We start from the raw sequence: 19,314 nt of genomic DNA, 5'->3' as shown, positions 1-19,314 counted from the left end.
CCATTCCCCGCTGACGCCAACTCGTATTGGCCGCTGCCGGCCGAATGCGACGGGGCACGCGCGATACAGGCACGCACCCGGAGCCGCCCGGCGCGAAGCCGACGGCGGCGCGCATGAGGGGCGAGGCGCGCGAGACGCGCGCGGCGCTGTCTCGTCGGGTGGTCGAGCGTGAGGTGAACGGCACGCTTTCGGGGATCTTCGGCGACTCGTACGGGCTGCGCGGCAAGCCGGCCATTCCGTTCGGGTCGCCCGCGTTTCCACCGTGCCGGAGTGCGGAGTGCCGTGCGGGGCGGGGGAAGCCGGACACCGCCGTTCGCCTGAATCAGAGCGGGGCCGAAAGGCAGGGCGCGTTGATGAGCCGTCGCATTTTCCGGTACGTACCCCACACCGTCGAGTTGGACCCGTTCACGCACACGGAGTTCTCGGTCACTTGCGTGTCCGGGGACGACATCGAATGCGGCGCGGAATCCGCCATGGCTATCGACCCGAGCGCAGCCGCCGAGTGGATGCGCAAGCATGCCCAGGCGACGGGGCACAAGCGGTACCGCCGAAACTTCGGCGATTACGTGACGTTGGAGCCGCCGGAGAAATTCGACGGGCGGCTGATCAAAGGCAACATGGTGACGCGGCCGGCGTCGCACGACACGACCGACCCGTCGGGCCCGGCGGGCGGCGGTGTCACCACATGACCGGTGGCCGAATCTTCACCGCGTTGTTCGTCGGGGCCGCCGGAACCTCCATCGTGCTGCTGGTGCATCTCGTAGCCGTCGGCACGGAAATGACCCGCCCAACTCCCCCGTACGGCCCGAGGCAGAGCCTTGGCGGCCAGAAAGGCCCAGGCATGACGGCGAAGAACTCCCCTACCTGTGTGTACTGCCAGTCCCTGACCAAGAAGCTCGCCGAGGCGGAGCGGAATCGCGACCCGAGCGCGGCCCTCGACTGTCGCGTACTCCTGAAGCGCCACCGCGCCCAGGGCCACCCCGTGCCGCTACAGGCGCAGCCGTGATGACGACGCGCCGCGCTCATGCGACTTCGGGTGCGCCGCAACATCGTGCGCCCACGCGCACGGCCGGCACGAACACCGCCGGATGAACCGCCAGGCACCCGACACGCCCGAGAGGAGGAACGAGCGGGAAGCGGAGCCGCCCCGGCCGCACGCCTGGACGCGGACACGGCCGGGGGGCTCATCAGGTACGACACACCAAGTGAGGTCGCACGTGAACACGGTAAGGGACCAACTCACCAAAGAGCAGTGGGCCGCGGTCGCCGCGACCGTCAGGGGAAACAACCCCGGTATGGCAGTCGGGACAGCGGGCCGGATCGTGGACGAGGGGCTGAAGTTCGTCGTCGCCTGTACCCGGTTCCCGGGGGCGGGGCTCGCGCCCTCGCGGGTCGTGGATGAGGGCTGGCACGGCCTCATCCTGCACACGAAGGTGTACGCGGACCTGTGCGCGTCGCTGGGGGCCGGGTTCGTGCATCACTTCCCCGGGTGGGACCCGATGCACTACGACCCGACCGTACTGGACCGGACGCGCGAGAAGATCCGCGCCTGCGGATACGACGTGGACGAGGCCCTGTGGGGACCGCCCACAGGCACTCCGCTCGTGCCCGTAGCCGCGAACTGTCAGCATTCCACGGAATGCACCATCCGCCCCATGCCGACGCCACAGCCACCGTGCAGCCAGGAAGTGACGGGCCCGGCGCTGGCATAGTTTGAGGGCCGATTGGAGGCCCATGGCTGAGTGGATCGACCCTCGATACGCCGCCCTCGCCGAGGCGTGGCGCGCGGCCCAGGAACAGGCCGCACAGGCAGGCGACAAACCGCCCGTACGCGGTTTCGTCGTCCCTGGCGTCGAAGAGCCCGACGAGGGCTGAAGAGAGACGGCCGCGTCCGTGCGCCTCCGAGGCGTACGGGCGCGGCCCAGCCAGGCGTACGGGCGGGGCCCGGCCACCCCGGCGAGGGGCCCGTCAGGCGAGGCCGGCCGCCAGGCGCTCGCCGGCCGTTGGCCAGGGGCGGGCGTCGATGACCGGGAGGCCGAGGGCCGTCGCCCGGAGGGCGAGCGCGTCGCCGTAGTGGGCGCTGACGCGGGCGCGGTGCGGTTGGGGGCCGTCTTCGGGTTCGCGGTCCTGGTAGTTGCGTACGAGCTGGTCGACGTCGCTTTCGCGGACGAACGCGGCGCGCACCTCGCCGGGGCGGGCCTCGACGCCGGCGAAGGTGCGCTGGGCGGCGAGGGCGGGCAGGAGGTAGTCGCCTTCGATGACGACGGGGACGCGGGTGCGGAGGTGGTTGGCGATGACGGCCTCCACGGCCGGGCGCACGGCGGCGCAGATGGCGAGCTGGAGTTCGACGACGCGCTCGACGGGCAGGTCGGCGTCCTCGGGGTGGGTCGTCCAGTGGTGGAGGACGGGCTGCTGGTCGGGGGTGGTCATGGCCTGTACGGCCTCGACGATGTCGTCGATCTCCACGACCGGCGCCCCGAGCCGCTGGGCGAGCGGATAGGCCAGCCGCGTCTTTCCGCTGCCCGACGCGCCGCCGAGCAGCGTCACCAGCGGGCCCTGCCCGTCGCCGGCTATCGCGTACACCTATGACCTCACCTCTGCTCGTTCCTCATCCGCCCCGCCCGCGACCGTGTCCACCGCGGCATCGGGCAGCCGCCGCCTATTAGACACTGCCCTCGGCCGCCACCTGCGGTGTCCTCCCCCCCCACGCCGTCGCCCCTTGACTCCAGGGCCCGGCGGAGCGAGTATCGCCCTAATCATCATGATGATTAACGATCCGGCCGGCGGTCCGCCCGTCGCGCCCCGCCCCCAAGGAGCCGTTCCGTGCGTATCGCCAACCTCTCCGGTCGCCTCGTCCTGCTGCACGAGGGGAAGGCCGTCGACGTGGAGCGGGTGAGCGGCGGGCGGTTCGCCGCCGACCCGCAGGCCGTGTACGGGCGCTGGGCCGAGTTCCGGGAGTGGGCCGCGACGGCCGACCTCACCGGCGGCGCCCCCTTCTCGCCCGAGGAGCTGGGCTCCCCGGTGCCCGCGCCGCGCCAGGTGCTGGCCATCGGCCTCAACTACCGGGACCACGCCGCCGAGTCGGGGTTCGAGGCGCCCGAGGGGCTGCCGCCGGTCTTCACCAAGTTCGCCACCAGCATCTCGGGGCCCGTCACCGAGGTCGCCCTGCCGCCGGGCGGCCACACGGACTGGGAGGTGGAGTTGGTCGCCGTCATCGGCCGCGAGGCCCGCGATGTCGCCGAATCCGACGCCTGGGATTACGTCGCCGGGCTGACGGCCGGTCAGGACCTCTCCGAGCGGATCAGCCAACTCGCCGGACCCGCACCGCAGTTCAGCCTCGGCAAGTCCTTCCCGGGCTTCGCGCCCCTGGGCCCCTCGCTCGTCACCACCGACGAGTTCGACAACCGGGACGATCTCGAACTGCGCTGCTCCATCAATGGCGAAGAGGTCCAGAAGGGCCACACCCGCGACCTCATCTTCTCCGCCCCCGCCCTCGTCTCCCGGCTCTCCGCCGTCCTGCCGCTGCTGCCCGGCGACGCCATCTTCACCGGCACCCCCGCCGGCGTCGGCCTCGGCCGCACCCCCCAGCGGTGGCTCGCCCCCGGCGACGAGCTCGTCACCACCATCGAGGGCATCGGCGAACTGCGCCAGCGCTTCACCGCCTGACGGACGCCACCCACCCGGGCGCGGGCCGCCGCACACCACGGCAGCCCGCGCCCGTACGGCGTACGGCGCCACAGGCCACGCGCTCGCATACCTTCATCTTTGACTGACCGATCCAAGATGGCTAGCGTGTGGTTCAGAGGCACGCCCGACATCGATGGAGGAAAGCCATGAACGCCCCGGAACCCCCGGCCCCCGAGAACCCGGTCGGCGGCCTGCCCCTGCACGACCTCGCCGGGTTCGCCCACCGCTGGGTCGACGCCGACGGGGTCCGGCTGCACGCCGTCGAGGGCGGCCGGCCGGACGGGCCGGCCGTCGTGCTGCTCGCCGGTTTTCCGCAGACCTGGTGGGCATGGCGGAAGGTGATGCCCGGCCTGGCCGAGCGGTTCCGCGTCATCGCGGTCGACCTGCCGGGCCAGGGCCACTCCGAGCGCCCGTACGGCACCTACGACACGCACACGGTCGCCGCGTACGTCCACGCCGCGGTGCGCGCGCTCGACGTGTCGACGTACTGGCTGGCCGCCCACGACATCGGCGCCTGGGTCGCCTTCTCCCTCGCCCTGAAGTACGAGAACCGGCTGCGCGGCCTCGTACTGCTCGACGCCGGCATCCCCGGCATCACCCTCCCCGACGCCGTCCCGACCGACCCCGAGGCGGCGTGGAAGACGTGGCACTTCGCCTTCCACCTCGTGCCCGAACTGCCCGAAACCCTGCTCACAGGCCGTGAACGCGAGTACGTCGGCTGGTTCCTCGCGGCCAAGGCCCTCGCCCCCGACGCCTTCGACGACGCCGAGATCGAGCACTACGCCGCGGCCTTCGCCGCCGACGGCGGAATCCGCGCCTCCCTGGCCTACTACCGGGACGCCGCCGCGTCGGCGCGGAAGAACCACGAGGCCCTTGACCAGCGCCGCCTGACGCTGCCGGTGCTCGGGGTGTCCAGCAGCGACGGCTCCATCCCCGACATGGCGGCTTCCATCCGGCCCTGGGCCGACAACGCCACCGGGATCGTCGTGCCGGACGCGGGCCACTTCATCCCGGACGAGCAACCGGACGCCGTCGCCACCGCCATAGCCGGTTTCATCGCCGACAACGATTGAGGCCGGCCGAAGCGCATGGGGGCGATCGGCTCGCGCCGGCTCACAGCAGCCGGCTCACAGCGCCGGGCTCATACGCCCGTACGCCCGTACGTGCCGTACGCCCGTACAGCCCCCGTGCCCGTACGACGAAAGCTCCCCCTCACCCCCTCCCCCGCGCCACGAACCACTCCGCCGGCAGGTCGATGCGCCTGCCGTCCGGGTGGAACTCCGTCTGGGGGAGCGTCGTGCCGCCCTGGGCGAGGATCTCCAGGCCCGCGCCCTCCAGCAGGTCGGCGACCTCGCGGTCCTCGGCCTCGGCCGGGCGCAGGCCGTGCGCGAGGACGGCTTCCAGCTTCGGCGGCGGGCCGCCCGGGGCCTTGGCGACCTCGCCGATCACCGTCCGGGAGGCGTGGGTCAGCTCGGCGACGAAGGCGCGCCCGGTCCGGCCGATGAGGGTGGCGACGGCCGCCGCGACCGGGGCCCGGTCCGGGGGATCGCTCTGGTGGATCACCGCGCGCATATAGACATCGGCGTCGCCCAGCCGCTCGTGCAGCGCCCGCACCGCCGCCGCGTCCGCGAGGTTGAGCTGTTCGAACTCGGCCGTACGGGCGGGGTCCGCGCGCCGGGCGTGCGCGACGGCGGCGTGCGAGAGGTCCACGCCGACGGCGCGGGGGTAGCGGGTGGCGAGATAGCGGGTCTGGGTGCCGTTGCCGCAGCCGAGGTCGACGACCGGCCGCGAACGGTCCGTGTAGGGCTCCAGCAGCGCCAGGTGCGGCACTGCGCTCAGCTCGGGATCGGCGTCCCACATCGCCTCGCCGGGGGTGTCGGAGACATCGCTCCAATAGCTTTCCCAGGCGTTCTTGTACCGGTCCGACACGCTCATGGCCGCGCTCCCCAGGTCCGATGGCTCAGATGGCTCCGACGGCTCCGCCGTCGAGATCTTGAGTACCGCCGTGCCACGGCGCCGGGCAAGGGCCCGGCGCCTTCTTTCACCTGGTGTTCCCACTTCCACCGGGCCTGCGGCCGCCGACGACCGGTGTACGAACCGTCGACAGCGCCCGAACGCCGACGACCGGTCTACGTACGTACCGTCGTCAGCGCCGCCCGGACTCCGGTCCTCCGCCGCGTCCCAGCGACTGCTCGAACCAGACCGTCTTGCCCCGCGCCAGCCGGCTCGCGCCCCACTCCCGCGCGAGCTTGCTCACCACGTGCAGCCCGCGCCCGAACTCGTCGTCGCGGCCCGCGGTCAGCAGCGCCGGGAGGCTCTGGTCGTCGTCGGTGACCTCGCAGAGCAGGGCGTCGCTGCGGACCAGCCGGAGGCCGACGCGCGGGGCGTGGGCGTACCGCAGGGCGTTGGTGACGACCTCGCTGACGAGGAGTTCGGCGGTCTCCACGGCCTCGTCGAGGCCCCAGTCGCGCAGTTGCCCGCGCACCAGCCGACGGGCGCGGCCGGCCTCGCGCGGGTCGGTGGCCAGCTCCCACTCGGCGACGTCGCCGGCGGGGATGCCGTTGAGCCGGGCCATCAGCAGCGCCACGTCGTCCTTGCGTCCGCCGCGCGTGTTCAGGGCGCGGATGATCGTGTCGCAGGCGTCGTCCATGGAGGCCGCCGGGTGGGCGGCGGACTCGCACAGGGCGGCGAGGCCGTCCCCGATGTCCGCGCCGCGCACCTCGACCAGGCCGTCGGTGCACAGGACGAGCCGGTCGCCGGGTTCGACGCGCACCTTCGCCGTCTCGAAGGGCACCCCGCCGACGCCGACGGGCGCGCCGGTCGGCAGCTCCAGCAGTTCGCTGCGGCCGTCGGCGGCCCGTACGAGCACGGGCGGGATGTGGCCCGCGTTGGAGATGAGCAGTTCGGAGCGGATGGGGTCGTAGACCGCGTACAGGCAGGTGGCGAGGTAGTGCTCGCCGAGGCGCTGCGCGAGGTCGTCGAGGTTGCGCATGAGCTGGGCGGGCGGCAGGTCGAGGGCGGCCATGGTCTGCACGGCGGTGCGCAACTGGCCCATCATGGCGGCGGAGTTGAGGCCGTGGCCCATCACGTCGCCGACGACGAAGGCGGTGCGGGAGCCGGAGAGTTTGATGCTGTCGAACCAGTCGCCGCCGACCCGGCCGAGCAGGGTGCCCGGCAGGTAGCGGGTGGCGGCGTCGCAGCCCGCCATGCGCGGCGCGACCTGCGGCAGCATGGAGTCCTGGAGGGTTTCGGCCACGTTCTCCTGGTAGGTGTACATGCGGGCGTTGTCGAGGACGAGGCCGGCGCGGGCGGCGAGTTCGGCGCCGGTGGTGCGGTCCATGTCGGTGAAGGGCTCGCGGCCGTCGCGGCGCATGAGGACCATGAAGCCGAGCACCACGTTGCGCGCCTTGAGGGGGACGACGAGCATCGACCGGCCGGTGATCAGGGGGCGCAGGTCGCGCTTCTCGAACCGTTCGGAGATGCGGGTGCCCATCTCCTCGCTGATGCGCGGGATCAGCACCGGCTCGCCGGTGACCATGCAGCGGAAGAACGGGGTGTCGGCGGGGAAGGCGATGGCCTCGCCGACGGGCACGGTGTCGTCCCAGCGGCCGGGCTCGTCGTTGTGCTCGACCCAGACCCGGTGCCAGACGGTGGTGACGTCGGGCGGCCCGTCCGGGAACCCCTCGCCGGCGAGGACCGCGGCCCGCAGGTGGGTGCCGGCGAAGTCGGTGAAGCGGGGCACGGCGGCGCTGGTGACCTCGCGGATCGTACGGGCGAGGTCCAGGGAGCTGCCGATCCGGCCGCTGACGTCGTTGAGGAATTCCAGGTGTTCGCGTACGGCGGCGTATTCGAGGTCGGTCTCGTCCGCGGGGGCCGGGGAGCCCGCCGGCCGTGCGCCCGCCGTGCTGTCCCCGCGCCCGCGCCCGCGCTCGCGCGCGAGGCGGCGGCGGCGCTCGACGTATTTGGGCATGCCCCAGTCCGGGGTGACGGGCACCCGCTCCTGCTGGCTGATCTCCAGGACGGGATAGCCGAGTTCGAGGACCTGGGAGACGATGCGGCTGCTCGCGGCGGGGCCCATGTTGGGCAGGATGTCGGGCAGCCGCTCGGCGAGCCGCGGGGCGTCCGCGAAGTCCGTGTGCAGGCCGAAGCCGGGCGCGACGCGCTCGTGCTCGGTGCTGTGCAACTGGGCGGCGTCGGCGGCCAGTACGAGGAGGCGTTCGGCGCCGGGGCCGACCAGCGGGTAGGCCCACCACACGACGTCCACGGCCCCGCGCCCGGAGTCGGTCATGCGGGCGCGGCCGGCGGTGGGGTAGGACGTCTCGCCGCCGAGGGAGGCGTCGAGGTCCTGGCCGAGGCTGTCGTACGCGTCGGGGTCGGGCCAGTCGGTGTCCGTGAACGCGCCCGCCACGGGCAGCAGATCGGCGGCGGGCCGGCCCAGCGCCTCCTCGCGGGTGTGGCCGAAGAGCTTGCGCGCGCCCGTGCTCCAGTGCGTCACCAGGCGTGCGGCGTCCACGACGATCACCGCGAGCGGGATGCGTCCCGGGACGTCCGCCGCCGTCTCGTCGAGGGCGGAGCCTGACGCGGTACGGTCCATGGGCGGTTGCTCCTTCGTACACGTACGCACGATCTGCGCCACCATTACCACGGTAAGCCTCCGAGGGCCGCCGCGTGGCGCAATGGACGAATAGGTGGTGCGCCCGGCGTGCCCGGTGCCCCCTGTGCTCCGTCCGGCGGCCGGGCGTCAGTCCCCGTACCCGAGTTGGAGTTCGCTGTCGGTGCGGCCGCCGCCCGTGACCTGCAACACCGTGGCGACGGGCGGGTATCCGGCCGCGATGACGGTGTACTCGCCGGCGGGCAGGCCGATGAACCGGAAGACGCCGTCGCCGCCGGTCATGGCGGACCCGACGACGTTGCCGGCCGCGTCGAGGAGCGTGACCCTGGCCTCCTCCACCAGCCGTCCGCCGCCCGCCCGTACGGTCCCGCGGAGCACGGCGCCGCCCGCCAGCTCGATGTCCTGGCGCAGTTCGCGGGAGGGCTGGAGGGTGACGGGGAGCGCGGCGGGGCGGAAGCCGGGCGCCCCGGCGGCCAAGGTGTACTCGCCGGCGGGCAGTTCGGGCAGGACGTAGCGGCCCTGCCGGTCGCCGCGGGTGGTGGCGACGGTCTCGCCGTACGCGTCGGTGAGGGTGACCAGCGCCTCCGGTGCGGGCGAGCCGTCGGCGGTGAGCACCGTGCCCATCAGCCGCCCGGCGCCGCCCAGTACGAGGTCGAGGGTGACGGGGCGGTCGGCGACGGTGACGGTCACCGCCCGCGGCTGGTGCCGGCCGGCGACGGCGACCAGGACGTACGAGCCGGGGCCGGGCACGGCGAGCGCGTACCGGCCCTCCGCGTCGCCGCTGCCGCGCCCGATCTGCCGTCCCATGGCGTCGATGAGGGTGAGGGCGGCGCGCGGCACGGCGGTCCCGTCGTGGCAGCGGACGGCGCCGGTGATGGTGACGCCGGTGAGCAGCGGGGCGGGCTCCGGCGGCGCGACGACGGGGCGGGGCGCGGGGACGGCGCCGGCCGGGACGCCGGGTGCGGCGGGCGGGGCTTCGAGCAGCGGCGGCCGGCCCTTGAGCAGGAAGGCGAGCAGGAAGCCGAGGGCGAGCACGGGTACGAGCAGGAGGAAGGTCCGCGGTACGGCATCGGCGTACGCGTGGAGGAAGCCGTCGCGCACGTCGGTGGGGAGGGTGTGCAGCAGCCGCGGGGTGATGGAGTCGAGGGGCGGCAGCCCGGCGCCGCGGGGCGGGTCGGTGAGGCGGCCGGTGAGCGCCGAGGCGGCGAGGGCGGCGCCGAGGCAGCCGCCGAGCAGCCGCAGGTGGTGGACGGCGGCGGTGGCGGCGCCGAGGTCGGCGTGGCGCGCGGCGTGCTGGGCGGCGAGGGTCAGGACCGGCAGCAGCAGCCCGATGCCGAGGCCGAGTACGGCCGTGCGGAGGCCGAGGGCGGTGGGCGAGGTGTGCGGGCCGAGGGTGGAGAGCAGGTAGGCGCCGGTGGCGAGGAGGGCGGCGCCGAGGGCGGCGACGGGCCGGTGGCGGCCGGTGCGGTCGGCGATGGGGCCGGCGGCGAGGGCGGCGACGGCGATGGCGCCGAGCAGCGGCAGCAGCGGTTTCGCGGCGTCGACGGGGGCCGTGTGGTGGGCGGTCTGGAGGTAGGCCGGGAGGGCGCCGGCGGCGACGAGCGCGGCGCCGAGGAGGGCGCTGAGGAGTCCGGCCGCGGCGAAGGCGGGGTCGCGCAGGAGGCGCGGGGGGAGCAGCGGCTGGGCGGCGTGGTGCTCGGTGACGGCGAACAGCAGCAGGGTGCCGAGGGCGCCCGCGCCGAGGCCGAGGGTGACGCGGGAGGTCCAGGCGTGTTCGGTGCCGCCCCGGGCGGCGAGCAGGATCAGGCAGGCGGAGGCGGTGGCGAGCAGCGGCGCGCCGAGGAGGTTGGGCTTCGGCCGCCGGGCGGGCCTGGGCAGGTCGAGGGTGAGGGCGATGACGGTGAGGGCGAGGAGGCCGAGGGGGGCGTGGAGGGCGAAGCACCAGCGCCAGGAGGCGTGTTCGGCGACGTACTGGCCGAGGGCGGGCCCGGCGACGAGGGCGGTTCCGGCGAGGGCGCCGAGCAGCCCGTACCAGCGGCCGCGGCGACGCGGCGGCACCAGGTCGGCCAGGAGGGCGGGGACCGTGGCGAGGAGGGCGCCGACGCCGATGCCCTGGAGGGCGCGGAAGCCGATGAGCTGGGGCGCGGTCCGGGACCAGCCGCTCAGCGCCGCGGCGGCGGCGAAGACGGCGAGTGCGAGGACGATGACGCGTTTGCGGCCGAGCAGGTCGCCGAGCGCGCCGGCCGGCGGCAGCACCGCGGCGCACGCGAGGAGGTGCGCGGTGACGGCCCAGGGGACGGCCCAGGAAAGGGCGGAGCCGCCGGGCAGGTCGTGGGCGAGGTGCGGCAGCGCGGCGGCGACGAGGCTCTGGTCGAGCGCGACGAGCGCCGCGGTGAGCAGCAGGGCGGCGAAGAGGGCGGCGCGGGCCGGCCGGGACCGCGGCGGCACGCCCGGCGCCGGGGGGCGGGGTTCGGCGGCCGGGCGCGCGAGCCCGGTGTCGGCTGCGAGGAGGTGTTCGTCCTCCGCTGCCCAGATGGTCCCGCCCACGTGCTGCTCCCCTCATCGCGCCTGCTCCGCCGCCCTGTTGTCGCATTTCACGACAACCTTGAGCAAGCGCGGGCAAGCGCGACGATTCGCCGGGGAGGGGCGTTCGGCGGGCCTTCGGGCCGGTAGGAGCGGCGGCGGCGGTTCGCGGCGCCGCTATGAAAACCACTCGAATCGGTGAGAGCCTGTGTCATATCCCTGGTCGGATCAGCGCACGGCGTCTGGTGCGTGCGATCGCAAGGCGCCGGAAGGTCCTCGTAGCGGAGCTACTAGGACATTTCGGCAACGCCGCGAGCGTGCGTGCCAGGCGTCGGGCGCCCGGCCAGGGATATGACACAGGCTCTGAGCCCGCGCGGGGCGTCTCCCGGCGGGCTCCGGCCGGGCCCGTTCCCCGGCTCCTCGCCGAGGGGCTACTTCTCCACCTCGTCGGCGAGCCGGGCCAGGATGGCGTCGTAGATCCGGCCGAGGCCCTTGGGGGCGAAGGTGCGCTCGAAGAAGCCGCCGATGCCGCCCGCGCCGGTCCAGGTGGTGGTGGCGACGACGCGGGACCTGCCGTCGCCGGAGGGGGTGACGGTCCAGGTGGTGACCATGGAGGAGTTGCGGTCCTTCTCGACGAGCTGTCCGTCGGTGGGCTCGTCCACCTCCAGCAGGCAGTCGCGGACCCGCTTGCTGGTGGCCTGGAGCTTCCAGTGGACGAGCGTGCCCTTGCCGTCGCCGCCCTCGCGCACCTCGTACTCGCTGAAGTGCTCGGGCAGCAGCTTGGCGCGGGTGCCGGTGTAGTCGGCGAGCGCGTCGAACACCTCCTCCGGGTCCGCCGCGATGATCCGCTCCGTGGTGGCCTCGACCTGGCCCATGACTCTTCCTCCGACGTCGTGTCCGTGCCGTACCCGGCCTCTGCGCCACAGCCAACCACCATCGCCACACCCGCCCAAATCCAGGGTCGCCCCGCCCGTAGCGAACGTATGTTCTAATTCGAAAGAGGACGATACGAGGAGGCGCCATGCGCTGGACCAACCTGAGCCGGGACGGCGAGCGCGCCGCTCCGGCGCTGTTCGGTACGGACTCGGTGACCCGCACGTTCGACACCCCGGAATTCCGCGGCATCACCTTCCACGAGATACGGGCCCGCTCGATCGTGAACCGGGTGCCGGGAGCGTCCCGCATGCCGTTCGAATGGACGGTGAACCCCTACCGGGGCTGCTCGCACGCGTGCGTGTACTGCTTCGCGCGCAAGACCCACAGCTATCTCGACCTCGACACGGGCACCGGGTTCGACTCCCAGATCGTCGTCAAGGTCAACGCGCCGGAGCTGCTCCGGCGCGAGCTGGCGGCCGCCAAGTGGCGCGGCGAGCACATCGCCATGGGCACCAACGTCGACTGCTACCAGCGCGCGGAGGGCCGCTACCGGCTGATGCCGGGGATCATCGACGCGCTCACCGAGCGCGCCAACCCGTTCTCGATCCTCACCAAGGGGACGCTGATCCTCCGCGATCTGGAGCGGCTGCGGCGGGCGGCCGACGTCACCGACGTGGGCGTCTCCGTCTCCGTCGGCTTCCTCGACGCCGCCCTGTGGCGCACCGTCGAGCCCGGCACGCCCGCGCCCGAGCGGCGGCTCGCGGCCGTCCGTACGCTCACCGGCCACGGCATCGCGTGCGGGGTGCTGATGGCGCCCGTCATCCCCTTCCTCGGCGACTCTCCGCAGCAGCTCCGCGCCACCGTGCGGGCCGTGGCGGCGGCCGGCGCGACGTCCGTCACCCCGCTCGCGCTGCATCTGCGGCCCGGTGCCCGCGAGTGGTTCATGGCCTGGCTGGCCGAGCACCATCCGCATCTGGTCCGCCGGTACGAGTCGATGTACGCGGGCGGCGCGTACGCCCCGAAGTGGTACCAGCGCCGGATCACCCGCCTGGTGCACGAGTACGCGGCCGAGGCCGGCATCGGCCCGTACGCACCCGGCGCCCACCGCCGTGTCCCCGAACCGCCCGCGTCGCCTACGCTCGCCCCCGAACACACCCAGTTGACCTTGCTCTGAAGGGGGCACCCGCATGACGCAGCTCCACCACTCCCCCACCCCCGACGGCCTCGCGCCCGGCAACGGCTACAGCCACGTCGTCTGGGGCACCGGCCGCTTCATCGCCGTCTCCGGCCAGATCGCCCTCGACGCCGACGGCGCGCTCGTCGGCCCGGCCGACCCCGAGGCCCAGGCCCGCCAGGTCTTCGCCAACCTCGGCCGCTGCCTCGCCGAAGCGGGCGCGACCTTCGCCGATGTCATGAAGCTGACCTACTTCGTCACGGACATGGCCATCCTCCCCGCGCTGCGCGCCGCCCGCGACGAGGTCATCGACACGGCCCGCCCGCCGGCCTCCTCCGCCGTCCAGGTCGCGGCGCTGGCCCGGCCGGACCTGCTGCTGGAGGTCGAGGCGTTCGCGCTGGTGGGCGAGTAATTCCCTGGCGGCGGGCGGCGCGAACTCCTAGCGTGCCGGCATGGTGCGCGTACGGGAGATGACGGCGGCGGACATCGACGCGGTGTCGGAGGTCCGGGTGCGGGGCCGGCGGTTCGCCTACGCCGGGATCATGCCGCGGGCGTATCTCGACGGGCTGAGCGCGTGCGAGGACGCGGCGCGGCGGCGGGAGTTCTTCGCCCGCGCCGGCTCCGAGGTGACCAGCCTGGTGGCGGAGGACGCCGGCGCCGTAGTGGGCTGGGCGAGCTTCGGGGCGTCGCGGGACCAGGGCGCGGCCCCCGGCGACGGGGAGTTGTACGCGCTCTACGTGCGGCCCGAGGTGATCGGGACCGGCGTGGGGCGCGCCCTGACCGCCGCCGCGGTCGCGGGCGCCGCCGAGCGGGGATTCTCGCGGCTGCGGCTGTGGGTGGTGAAGGAGAACGCCCGCGCCCGCCGCTTCTACGAGCGCGCCGGCTTCGCGGCGGACGGGGGTGAGGAGGAGTACGAGGTGGCGGGGGTGCCCGTGCCGGAGGTGCGTTACGCGCTGGAGGTGGGGCGGACGTTCTGAGTGGCCGTGCCGGAGAGCTGGGCCAGGGCCTCGTCGGCGGCGGGGCGCAGCCGTTCGTGGCGGCGGGCCGCGTTCAGGGACTCCACGGCGCTGCGGTCGCCGAGGACGCCCAGCCCCTCGACGCAGGCGCGCGCGATCGGCCAGTAGTGGTCGGGCGCGGCCAGCAGCCGGTTCAGGGTGGACAGCAGGGCGGGTACGGACTCGGGCGCGCGCAGCTCGGTGAGCAGCCGGATGGGGTACAGGGCGTAGGCGGTGCGCAGCTCGTTGGTGGCGAGGGCGGCGGCGGCGCGCGCCGTGCGGGGGTCGCGGAGACGGGCGAGGGCGCGGGCGGCGCAGGCGCAGCTCACCGGGTCGCGGTAGTTGAGGAGCATGACCAGCGGCTCGAAGGCGCGCCGGTCGCCGCGCACGCCCAGCGCGTAGGCGGCGATCTCCCGTGCCCACAGCGGGCGTCCGGGCTCGACGAGTATCCGCGCCAGGTCTTCCCGGTGCTCGGCGGGGCGGTGGTCGCGGAGCAGGTCGAGCACGCCCTGGTAGGCCCTCACCTCCGACGGGGAGCCCAGTTGTCCCCATACTCGTTCCAGCAGCGCACGGAATTCCTCTTCCATTTCCCGCTCCTCCCCGAGTGGCCCGTGCCACAGCGTAATTCGCGTGCCGACCACTGGCGGCCTCGGTTACCCGTGAGTTAACCTCCGAAGGAGAGCAGCACTCCTGCTCGGGCGGCCTGGTGACGCGGCCGCCACGGCGTGCAGTCGGTTCGGCACCCCAGTACGGCACGGCCCCGGGACAGGGCCCCGCCGATCGCTCAACTCCCTTTGTCCGGGCGCACTTTGCGCGTACCCGGAATCTCCTCAGTCGTCACTTCCCCCCTGCTGTCGGGGAACTCTCCCTGGAGTCTCGCGATGGACCGTCTGTCCACCCCTGATCCCTCCTCTCTCACCGCCGTCGCCTCCGCCGTGACCGCCACCGCCGGCGTACCCGCCGCGCCCGGCGCCGCTCGTCCGCTGCGCAAGGTCGCCGTCGTCGGCCTCGGCACGATGGGCTGCGGCATCGCCGAGGTCCTCGCCCGGGCCGGCCGTGAGGTCGTCGGGATCGACGTCAGCGACGCGGCGGCCGCGCGAGCCGTGGCGTCCCTCGAAGCCTCCACCGCCCGTGCCGTCGAGCGCGAGCGTTTCACCGAACCCGCACGCCGGGACCTGCTCTCCCGCTTCCGTACCTGCGCCGATCTGCGTAGCGCCGCCGACGCCGATCTCGTCATCGAGGTCGTACCGGAGGAGTACGCGCTCAAGCACGAGGTCTTCACCGCTCTCGACGCCCTGGTCCGGCCGGACACCATCCTGGCCACCGGCACCAACGCGCTCTCGGTGACCCGGCTCGCGGCCGACTCGGCCCGCCCGGAGCGCGTTGTGGGCCTGCACTTCTTCAACCCGGCGCCCGCCATGAAGCTGGTCGAGGTGGTCTCCAGCGTGCTGACCGCGCCCGCCGCCGTCGCCGCCGTCACGGCGCTCGCCCGCGAGCTGGGCAAGGAGCCCGTGGCCGTCGGCGACCGGCCCGGCTTCGTCGCGGACGGGCTGCTGTTCGGCTACCTCAACCAGGCGGCCGCCATGTGCGAGTCCCGGTACGCCTCCCGCGAGGACATCGACGCGGCCATGAAGCTGGGCTGCGGCCTGCCGATGGGCCCGCTGGCGCTGCTCGACCTGATCGGCGTGGACACGGCCCGTACGGTCCTGGAGGCGATGTACAGCGCCTCCCACGACCGGCTGCACGCGCCCGCGCCGATCCTGGGGCAGCTCGCGGAGGCCGGGCTGACCGGCCGCAAGTCCGGGCGCGGGTTCTACACGTACGACGCGCCGGGCGGCACCCGCACCGTCCCGGACGCGGCCTCCCCCGTCCCCTCCCCGGCCGCCGCGACCGCGGCCGGCCGCGCCGTGCGGTCCGTGGGCGTCATCGGCTCGGGCACCATGGCCGCCGGCATCGCCGAGGTCTTCGCCAAGGCCGGCTACCCCGTGACGCTCGTGGCCCGCACGCCGGAGAAGGCCGAGGCGGCGCGGGCCCGGGTCGCGAAGTCCCTCGGCCGCTCGGTCGACAAGGGCCGGCTGACCCCCGCGGCACGGGACGCGGCGCTGGCCGCGATCGCGCCCTCCGCGGTCCTCGACGACCTCGCGGGCGTGGACCTCGCCGTCGAGGCGGTCGCCGAGGAGCTGACGGTCAAGCAGGAGGTGTTCGGGGCGCTCGACAAGGTCTGCCGGCCCGGCGCGGTGCTGGCGACGACGACCTCCTCGCTGCCCGTGATCGCCTGCGCCCGCGCCACGTCCCGGCCGGCGGACGTGGTCGGCATGCACTTCTTCAACCCGGCCCCGGCGATGAGGCTCGTCGAGGTGGTGCGTACGGTCCTGACCGCCGACGACGCCCACGCCACCGTCCGCGAGGTGTGCGCGCGGGTGCGCAAGCACCCGGTGGACTGCGGGGACCGGGCGGGGTTCATCGTCAACGCGCTGCTGTTCCCGTACCTCAACAACGCGATCAAGATGGTGGAGGAGCACTACGCGACGCTGGACGACATCGACGCCGCCATGAAGCTCGGCGGCGGCTATCCGATGGGGCCCTTCGAACTCCTCGACGTGGTGGGCCTCGATGTCTCGCTGGCCATCGAGAAGGTCCTGCACCGCGCGTTCCGGGACCCGGGGCTCGCCCCCGCGCCGCTGCTGGAGCACCTGGTCGCGGCGGGGTGCCTGGGGCGCAAGACGGGGCGCGGCTTCCGCGAGTATGCCCGCCGCTGACGGCGGTGCGCACGGCGGGTCCACCGGCGGGGAAGGCGGGTGGGGCGGGCTGCTCGAACCGGTCGGCAGTCCGCCCCGGCACTCGCATACGGCCGCGTGTTACGTTCCCCACATGTCCCAGCCCGTTAAGTCCGCTCGTACGCTGCGATCGACGAATCATGAGACCGCTGACGGCTCGGAGAGCGCGAGCAGCCGCCGCGCCGCGGCCCAGCGGCTCGCCATGCGCCGCAAATTGGCCGCGGCCGCCATGGAGTTGTTCGCCACGAAGGGCTACGAGGCCACGACCGTCGACGAGATCGCGGCCGCCGCGGGCGTCGCCCGCCGGACGTTCTTCCGCCACTTCCGCTCCAAGGAAGAGGCGATCTTCCCCGACCACGACGACACCCTGGTGCGGGCGGCGGCGGTGCTGGACGCCGCTCCCGCGCACGAGAACCCGCTGGACACCGTGTGCCGGGGCATCAAGGAGGTCATGCGGATGTACGCGGCCTCCCCGGCCGTCTCCGTCGAGCGCTACCGGCTGACCCGCGAGGTGCCCGCCCTGAGGGAGCGCGAGATCGCCTCGGTGGCCCGTTACGAACGGCTCTTCACCCGCTATCTGCTGGGCCATTTCGACGAGGGCGCGCACCACGTCGGCGACGACGACCCGCTGCTGGCCGAGGTCGCCGCCTCCGCCGTGGTGACCGCCCACAACCATGTGCTGCGCCGGTGGCTGCGCGCGGGCGGGGTCGGGGACGTGGAGGCGCAGCTCGACCACGCCTTCGGGATCGTCCGGGAGACGTTCGGCACGGGCATCGGGGCCCGGCCCGACGGGGAGCGGCCGCCGACGGCCGCGGTCCGTACGAACGGCGAGGTGCTGGTGACGGTGGCGCGCACGGACGCGCCGCTGGAGGAGGTCATGCGCACCATCGAGAAGGCCCTCAAGCGGAAGTGACCCGCGCGCCCGCCCGCCCCCTTCCGGACTCTTTCGCGCCCGCCGCTCACCGCGGCGGGCGCCGCCGTTTCCGGGCCCGCCTCGCCTCCGCCACCTCCGCGCTTCGCTCATACGTGCCGCCCCGGTGACATCTGAGAGAAATTATTGGCACTGAGTGTCTTGTCGCATGACACCCGGTGTCATACCTTGAGAGTGTCCGGGCGGCCGGCGCGCAGACACAACCGTCGTGTGCCGGCTGTCCCCACAAGCACTCTGTGCGCCCGGACGCCTGCGTCACAGGCACCCCCGCGCCCGACCGGGCGCACCGCCGAGCACCAGCACCCCGCCGAACCGACGGCACCGCCTCTGCACCACCCCCGACGTCCCCTCAAGCCGTTCCCTAGACGCGCTTCGCCGGAGGCAAGCCATGAACCAGCTCCTGGACGCCATCGTCGCGCCGGACAGCGCGAGCGAAGACTTCGCCGCCCTGTCCATCCCCGAGTCGTACCGCGCGGTGACCGTGCACAAGGACGAGGCCGAGATGTTCGCCGGCCTCGCCACCCGGGACAAGGACCCCCGCAAGTCCCTGCACGTCGAGGACGTGCCCACGCCCGAGCTCGGCCCCGGCGAGGCCCTGGTCGCCGTCATGGCCAGCTCGGTGAACTACAACTCCGTCTGGACCTCGATCTTCGAGCCCCTGTCCACCTTCGGGTTCCTGGAGCGCTACGGGCGGCTCTCGCCGCTCGCCAAGCGGCACGACCTGCCGTACCACGTCATCGGCTCCGACCTGGCCGGCGTCGTGCTGCGCACCGGACCCGGCGTCAACACCTGGCGCCCCGGCGACGAGGTCGTCGCGCACTGCCTCTCCGTGGAGCTGGAGTCCTCCGACGGCCACAACGACACGATGCTCGACCCCGAGCAGCGCATCTGGGGCTTCGAGACCAACTTCGGCGGCCTGGCGGAGATCGCGCTCGTCAAGTCCAACCAGCTCATGCCCAAGCCCCGGCACCTCAGTTGGGAGGAGGCCGCCTCCCCCGGGCTGGTCAACTCGACCGCCTACCGGCAGCTCGTCTCGCGCAACGGCGCGGGCATGAAGCAGGGCGACAACGTGCTGATCTGGGGCGCGAGCGGCGGGCTCGGCAGCTATGCCACGCAGTTCGCGCTGGCCGGCGGCGCCAACCCGATCTGCGTCGTCTCCAGCCCGCGCAAGGCGGAGATCTGCCGCCGGATGGGCGCGGAGGCGATCATCGACCGCACCGCCGAGGGGTACGCGTTCTGGAAGGACGAGCACCACCAGGACCCCCGCGAGTGGAAGCGGTTCGGCAAGCGCATCCGGGAGCTGACGGGCGGCGAGGACGTGGACATCGTCTTCGAGCACCCGGGCCGCGAGACCTTCGGCGCCTCCGTGTACGTCACGCGCAAGGGCGGCACCATCGTCACCTGCGCCTCCACCTCGGGCTACACCCACGAGTACGACAACCGCTATCTGTGGATGTCGCTCAAGCGGATCGTCGGCTCCCACTTCGCCAACTACCGCGAGGCGTGGGAGGCCAACCGGCTGATCGCCAAGGGGAAGATCCACCCGACGCTCTCCCGGACGTACCCGCTGGAGGAGACCGGGCAGGCGGCGTACGACGTGCACCGCAACCTGCACCAGGGCAAGGTCGGCGTGCTCGCGCTCGCGCCCGAGGAGGGCATGGGCGTCCGCGACCCGGAGCTGCGCGAGCGCCACCTCGACGCCATCAACCGCTTCCGCGACGCCTGACCGGTCGAGATGT

General features: G+C 73.5%; 18 protein-coding genes. 12 read left to right on the top strand and 6 right to left on the bottom strand.

Features of this window, described 5'->3' with window-relative positions:
- Positions 1–113: 113 nt before the first annotated feature.
- The 4 genes from IF55_RS40185 (at position 114) to IF55_RS39870 (ending at position 1,875) form a co-directional block, all read left to right on the top strand.
- Positions 114–689, top strand: coding sequence for a DUF7848 domain-containing protein (locus IF55_RS40185; protein WP_063764064.1), 576 nt, complete (start codon positions 114–116; stop codon positions 687–689).
- Complete coding sequence (locus IF55_RS30245; protein ID WP_030877585.1) at positions 686–1,006, top strand: hypothetical protein; 321 nt, start codon at positions 686–688, stop codon at positions 1,004–1,006. The genes IF55_RS40185 and IF55_RS30245 overlap by 4 nt, the downstream gene beginning before the upstream one ends.
- A 289-nt stretch (positions 1,007–1,295) precedes the next feature.
- On the top strand, positions 1,296–1,712 hold the full coding sequence (locus IF55_RS30240; RefSeq protein ID WP_342668355.1) for a glycine-rich domain-containing protein: 417 nt from the start codon (positions 1,296–1,298) through the stop codon (positions 1,710–1,712).
- A 22-nt stretch (positions 1,713–1,734) separates the two neighbouring features.
- The gene (locus IF55_RS39870) at positions 1,735–1,875 is read left to right on the top strand and encodes a hypothetical protein (RefSeq protein ID WP_169767290.1); all 141 of its coding nucleotides are present in this window, start codon (positions 1,735–1,737) and stop codon (positions 1,873–1,875) included.
- Between the two features lie 93 nt (positions 1,876–1,968).
- On the opposite strand, the gene IF55_RS30235 is transcribed toward IF55_RS39870, so the two are convergent.
- Entirely contained in the window at positions 1,969–2,583 is a 615-nt protein-coding gene (locus IF55_RS30235; protein WP_051776101.1) for an AAA family ATPase, read from the bottom strand.
- Positions 2,584–2,823: 240 nt separating this feature from the next.
- On the opposite strand from IF55_RS30235, the gene IF55_RS30230 reads away from it, so the two are divergent.
- Together IF55_RS30230 and IF55_RS30225 are read left to right on the top strand one after the other, a co-directional pair.
- On the top strand, positions 2,824–3,666 hold the full coding sequence (locus IF55_RS30230) for a fumarylacetoacetate hydrolase family protein (protein WP_030877594.1): 843 nt from the start codon (positions 2,824–2,826) through the stop codon (positions 3,664–3,666).
- A gap of 167 nt (positions 3,667–3,833) precedes the next feature.
- Positions 3,834–4,760: an alpha/beta fold hydrolase gene (locus IF55_RS30225; RefSeq protein WP_030877597.1), complete on the top strand. Its 927-nt coding sequence runs from the start codon at positions 3,834–3,836 to the stop codon at positions 4,758–4,760.
- 139 nt (positions 4,761–4,899) lie between these two features.
- Here the strand turns inward: IF55_RS30225 and IF55_RS30220 are convergent, their stop codons facing one another.
- From IF55_RS30220 to IF55_RS30205, 4 genes are all read right to left on the bottom strand, one after another.
- A complete protein-coding gene (locus tag IF55_RS30220; protein ID WP_030877599.1) occupies positions 4,900–5,622 on the bottom strand; it encodes a class I SAM-dependent methyltransferase in 723 nt (240 codons plus the stop codon).
- A 211-nt stretch (positions 5,623–5,833) separates the two neighbouring features.
- Complete coding sequence (locus IF55_RS30215) at positions 5,834–8,281, bottom strand: SpoIIE family protein phosphatase (protein ID WP_030877601.1); 2,448 nt, start codon at positions 8,279–8,281, stop codon at positions 5,834–5,836.
- 147 nt (positions 8,282–8,428) lie between these two features.
- A complete protein-coding gene (locus tag IF55_RS30210) occupies positions 8,429–10,846 on the bottom strand; it encodes an MFS transporter (protein ID WP_030877604.1) in 2,418 nt (805 codons plus the stop codon).
- Between the two features lie 407 nt (positions 10,847–11,253).
- On the bottom strand, positions 11,254–11,697 hold the full coding sequence (locus tag IF55_RS30205; RefSeq protein WP_030877607.1) for an SRPBCC family protein: 444 nt from the start codon (positions 11,695–11,697) through the stop codon (positions 11,254–11,256).
- A 146-nt stretch (positions 11,698–11,843) separates the two neighbouring features.
- Between IF55_RS30205 and IF55_RS30200 the strand changes: the two genes are divergently transcribed.
- From IF55_RS30200 to IF55_RS30190, 3 genes are read left to right on the top strand one after another with little or no spacing between them, the layout of a single operon-like run.
- Positions 11,844–12,872, top strand: coding sequence for an Rv2578c family radical SAM protein (locus IF55_RS30200; protein WP_030877609.1), 1,029 nt, complete (start codon positions 11,844–11,846; stop codon positions 12,870–12,872).
- Positions 12,873–12,885: 13 nt separating this feature from the next.
- Positions 12,886–13,284, top strand: a complete 399-nt coding sequence (locus IF55_RS30195) for a RidA family protein (RefSeq protein WP_030877612.1) — start codon at positions 12,886–12,888, stop codon at positions 13,282–13,284.
- Between the two features lie 40 nt (positions 13,285–13,324).
- Positions 13,325–13,849: a GNAT family N-acetyltransferase gene (locus IF55_RS30190; RefSeq protein WP_037963113.1), complete on the top strand. Its 525-nt coding sequence runs from the start codon at positions 13,325–13,327 to the stop codon at positions 13,847–13,849.
- Here the strand turns inward: IF55_RS30190 and IF55_RS30185 are convergent.
- A complete protein-coding gene (locus tag IF55_RS30185) occupies positions 13,819–14,454 on the bottom strand; it encodes a HEAT repeat domain-containing protein (protein ID WP_030877616.1) in 636 nt (211 codons plus the stop codon). The two genes, IF55_RS30190 and IF55_RS30185, sit on opposite strands and share 31 nt — an antisense overlap.
- 294 nt (positions 14,455–14,748) lie before the next feature.
- On the opposite strand from IF55_RS30185, the gene IF55_RS30180 reads away from it, so the two are divergent.
- From IF55_RS30180 to ccrA, 3 genes are all read left to right on the top strand, one after another.
- On the top strand, positions 14,749–16,626 hold the full coding sequence (locus tag IF55_RS30180; protein ID WP_078645512.1) for a 3-hydroxyacyl-CoA dehydrogenase family protein: 1,878 nt from the start codon (positions 14,749–14,751) through the stop codon (positions 16,624–16,626).
- 112 nt (positions 16,627–16,738) lie between these two features.
- Complete coding sequence (locus IF55_RS30175) at positions 16,739–17,557, top strand: TetR family transcriptional regulator (RefSeq protein WP_030877622.1); 819 nt, start codon at positions 16,739–16,741, stop codon at positions 17,555–17,557.
- 406 nt (positions 17,558–17,963) lie between these two features.
- Complete coding sequence (gene ccrA, locus IF55_RS30170; RefSeq protein ID WP_030877625.1) at positions 17,964–19,301, top strand: crotonyl-CoA carboxylase/reductase; 1,338 nt, start codon at positions 17,964–17,966, stop codon at positions 19,299–19,301.
- Positions 19,302–19,314 lie beyond the last annotated feature (13 nt).

It is taken from the genome of Streptomyces varsoviensis, from assembly GCF_000718635.1.
In the GTDB taxonomy this organism is placed as follows: domain Bacteria; phylum Actinomycetota; class Actinomycetes; order Streptomycetales; family Streptomycetaceae; genus Streptomyces; species Streptomyces varsoviensis.
This window is presented reverse-complemented; position numbering and strand designations above follow the sequence as displayed.